Genomic DNA, 3,894 nt, shown 5'->3' on the forward strand with positions numbered 1-3,894 from the left:
TCTATTTGAAAGAGTTAAGTGCTTTGGCATTTTTTAGTTCCTTATCGTTTATTTTAGTTTCGTCAAAACCTAATAAACTATATTTGGAACTCTCTTTCAACTATTTAAAACTTTCAGAATACAATCTAGCTTTTAAAAATATTGAGAGTAATGATTGTAGGCTAAAAACACAGCTAACACGAATGGTTGTTGATATTAGTTGTAATTCTATAGATAGAAAAACTGTTTCTGCTCTTAATGTGGAGTTTCCAAGGATTAATGAGAAATATCTAGTAAAAAACTATCGTTATGCTTATCTAGTTATGCGTACAACTCAAGCAGAATTTTTTAATAGCATAATTAAAATAGATTTATCAAATAATGATATCATTGAATATTGCTTTGGAAATGATTATGTCTCGGAACCTATATTTATAGCTAATCCACAAGCTCAAACTGAAGATGATGGTCTTTATATTTGTAAATGTTATCGATACGGACAAGAAACTTACTTATATTGTCTATTTAAATGCAACTGATTTAAGTTTAGTATATAAAGCATATTTACCAATCCTAATTCCTCCAGCTCTGCATGGGGTATACTTAAAGTAGTATTTTATGAAAAATATAATTTTTGATTTTGATTCAACATTGATTAAAAAAGAATCGTTAGAGTTAATCTTAGAGCCATTATTAAAACAATCTCCTTCAAAGCTAAAAGAAATTGAGCATATTACCAATTTAGGTATGCAAGGAGACATTTGTTTTAGAGAATCTCTTGAAAGAAGATTAGCTATTGCAAGTCCAACAAAGCAAAGTATCAAAGATTTTGCAGATAAGTATTGTCCTGATTTATTGACAAGTGGTATCAAAAAATAATCGAAACACTTAGAAATAAAGGTTATCAAATATGGATTTTTAGTGGTGGATTAACGGAGAGTATTGAGCTATTTGCAGATTATTTGCATATTCCACGAGACAATATATTTGCAGTAGATATTGTTTGGAATGACGATAGAAGCTTTAAGACTCTCGATAACTCTAATGGAGCATGTGATTCAAAGTCAAGCGCTTTTGATAAAGTCAAAGATTTGATAAATGGTGATATTATAGCTGTTGGTGATGGTTATACAGATTATCAGCTATATGAAAGCGGTTATGTTAATAAGTTCATAGCATATTTTAAACATGTTGAAAGAGAAAAAGTGTTACAATTATCTAAATATATAGCTAGAAATGTAGATGACTTAGAGCTATTGCTTTTCTAACTTTTTGGCAGATATTTCAGAGTGAATAAATGCTATAAACAATACTAGTATTCCTATAGAACCACTAAACCATTCTGGAATATGAACGAATATCTTTAGTAATAGTACAGCTGCTAAAAAACCAATAGCGTAGTGAGCACCATGTTCTAAATATATATATTTTGCCAGAGTTTTCTTTTCTACAAATAGTATGGTCAGTGATCTTACAAACATTGCACCAATACCAAGACCAATCATAATTATGATAATATTTGCTGTAATAGCGAATGCACCAATTACACCATCAAAACTAAATGATGCATCTATTATTTCAAGGTAAATAAATCCCATTATGCCGTTGCGAGCAACTGTCGAACTATCTATATGCGATGTATCAAATATGGAGTTAAGCATACCAATGCTTTCATGTACAACTATACCAAAAAAGTAAGCAATTGCTAAACTGCCTTGATAATCAGGTTCTGCATCATAGATGATTATTAAGCCAATAAAGATTGCAAATAGAATATACCCACCATTATAATCACGTATTTTTCTTGTAATCCTATTGTTCTCAATTATAGGTATCCAATGATGACCTTCATTTTCACTGAGAAAAAAGTTCAGAAAAACCATAAGTAAGAAACTACCACCAAAACTGCAAATATAGGGCATCGAATGTTCTAATATATTTTGATACTGTTGAGGATCGTTTAGAGCAAGTGTAACTACGTTAGTAAAATTAATACCACTTGTGACACTTACCAATAAAATTGGGAATAATAAACGCATACCAAAAACGGCAATCGGTAAACCTAAGTAGATAAAGATTTTTTGCCATTTTTGTGACATTTGTCCAAGAATTTTTGCATTGATGACGGCATTGTCAAAACTAAGAGAAATTTCAAGTATGGCCAGAATTAATACCGAGTATATTGTTTCTAATGGAGCAGTTGGATAAATAAATATAGCAATACCGATACCAACAAGAGTTACAAAGAAAGAACCATAGAAGTATTTTAAAATTTTCAAAGCGATCAAAAAGTATGTTTTTAACGAGTAGATTTTAACATATAATGATATTTTACAAGATATTTTCAAGGTAGTTATATGTCGTTAGCATTGTATACGATTATTTTTTTAGGATTATGTTTCTTTTTATGGCGTAATTTTATGAAAAATAAGGAATATGCTGTAGATGTTGCTCAACGTTCAACGGCAAAATATGATTTAGAGTTGCTAGATGAAACTGTTTGTTTACGTAAAATAGATGTTAAGCTTGAGAATAGGCGTTTAGTTTTTTATAGAGTATATTCATTCGACTATAACAGTTCATTATCTGATGACAGATTTAGAGGATATATAGTAATAAGAAACGGTAGGCTTGATGATATTGTTATATCAGAATTTGAGAAGGCTGATGTTGTTAGAGAAAATATAGTATCTGAACAATTTGAGGATTCTCAATCACGATCATCAGTACATAATATTATAAATTTTGATGAAGAAGGAAAATTATGATTATTCATTTACACCAGTTACCAAAGTTAAAAGGCAGAAATTATAGCTGTAGTCCTTTTTGTCTAAAACTTGAACTATATCTAAAAGCTACTGATTTGAGTTATCAGAATCATTTTAGTTTGGAGTTTAATAAGTCACCAACAGGTAAGATACCATATATAGAGACTATGGGGAAGAAATTTGCTGATAGCAATCTCATTATCGAAATGTTGGATAAGCAAAATCATAATAATTTGGATGAGCATCTAAATTCTGAGCAAAAAGCCATATCTACAGCATTTATAAGGCTATGTGAGGATAGCTTGTATTGGGTTGGAGTATATAGTCGTTGGGCTGATAAAGATAATTATACATGGAAGAAGGATTTTCTAGAATCCACTAAACTACCAAAGGCCATGGCGAGTATAGTTTATCCTGTTGCAAAGAGAAATATTCTACGCCAATTAAAGGCTGCTGGTGTTACAAACCTAACCAATAATGAAATTTATTCAAAAGCTGAGCGTGACTTAAAGGCTATAGCAGATTATTTGGGTGAAAAAGAGTATTTCTTCAATTCTAAGCTATCATTAGTAGACTTGGTAGTGTTTAGCTTTCTAATTAATATTGCTGACGGCGGTTGTGGGCGAAGATTGCAGAACTTTTTGGTTAGTCTTAAACTTGATAATTTTATTAAAAATATGCAAGAATCATTTGAGCTTGATTTTTAATCTACTCGCCTACTTTTCTACTAAGTGAAGTAGTACTTTAAAGAAGCTAGATTGTATTCTGAAAGTTTTAAATAGTTGAAAGAGAGTTCCAAATATAGTTTATTAGGTTTTGACGAAACTAAAATAAACGATAAGGAACTAAAAAATGCCAAAGCACTTAACTCTTTCAAATAGATATTGTATAGAAGAATTACTTAAATTAGGATACCAAACATCTCAAATAGCCAATAAAATTGGCTATAGTGAAAGAGCTATAAAAAAGGAACTTAATCGCACTAGTATAAATAGTGACTATAATGCTGAGATAGCACAGAAGCTATATCAAAGCCGCAGAACTTCAAATAATCATAAGCTATCCTGTAAAGTTAAAAAGCTAATAATAGCTTTGTTAAAAAAGAAGATATCTCCGGAACTTATTTGTGGTAGATTAAAACATGAGG

5 protein-coding genes and 1 pseudogene are annotated in these 3,894 nt (G+C 30.4%); 5 read left to right on the forward strand and 1 reads right to left on the reverse strand.

Annotation, left to right across the window (positions count from 1 at the left end):
* Both F8C69_RS09405 and F8C69_RS09410 read left to right on the forward strand, forming a co-directional pair.
* Window positions 1-518 (forward strand): carotenoid oxygenase family protein (locus tag F8C69_RS09405; protein ID WP_201285311.1); only part of this gene is annotated, 518 nt, incomplete at its 5' end.
* A 79-nt stretch (window positions 519-597) separates the two neighbouring features.
* Window positions 598-1,247 (forward strand): annotated as a pseudogene (locus tag F8C69_RS09410) (HAD-IB family phosphatase).
* Here the strand turns inward: F8C69_RS09410 and F8C69_RS09415 are convergent.
* Window positions 1,233-2,258 (reverse strand): DUF475 domain-containing protein, encoded by a 1,026-nt coding sequence (locus tag F8C69_RS09415; protein WP_159184986.1) that lies wholly within the window; start codon window positions 2,256-2,258, stop codon window positions 1,233-1,235. The pseudogene F8C69_RS09410 and the gene F8C69_RS09415 sit on opposite strands and share 15 nt — an antisense overlap.
* A 78-nt stretch (window positions 2,259-2,336) precedes the next feature.
* Between F8C69_RS09415 and F8C69_RS09420 the strand changes: the two genes are divergently transcribed.
* The 3 genes from F8C69_RS09420 to F8C69_RS09430 all read left to right on the forward strand — a co-directional run.
* Window positions 2,337-2,747, forward strand: coding sequence for a DUF3301 domain-containing protein (locus F8C69_RS09420; RefSeq protein ID WP_159184987.1), 411 nt, complete (start codon window positions 2,337-2,339; stop codon window positions 2,745-2,747).
* Complete coding sequence (locus F8C69_RS09425) at window positions 2,747-3,454, forward strand: glutathione S-transferase family protein (protein ID WP_159184988.1); 708 nt, start codon at window positions 2,747-2,749, stop codon at window positions 3,452-3,454. The genes F8C69_RS09420 and F8C69_RS09425 overlap by 1 nt, the downstream gene beginning before the upstream one ends.
* Before the next feature lie 145 nt (window positions 3,455-3,599).
* Window positions 3,600-3,894, forward strand: a 295-nt coding sequence (locus tag F8C69_RS09430) for a helix-turn-helix domain-containing protein (RefSeq protein WP_159184785.1), incomplete at its 3' end; no start/stop codon positions are given.

This window comes from Francisella noatunensis subsp. noatunensis, assembly GCF_009823375.1.
GTDB lineage: Bacteria > Pseudomonadota > Gammaproteobacteria > Francisellales > Francisellaceae > Francisella > Francisella noatunensis.

What these genes read in the sequence shown, in the direction of transcription:
- F8C69_RS09420 (WP_159184987.1), top strand. Translation starts at nt 2,337, where the DNA reads ATGTCGTTAGCATTGTATACGATTATTTTTTTAGGATTATGTTTCTTT.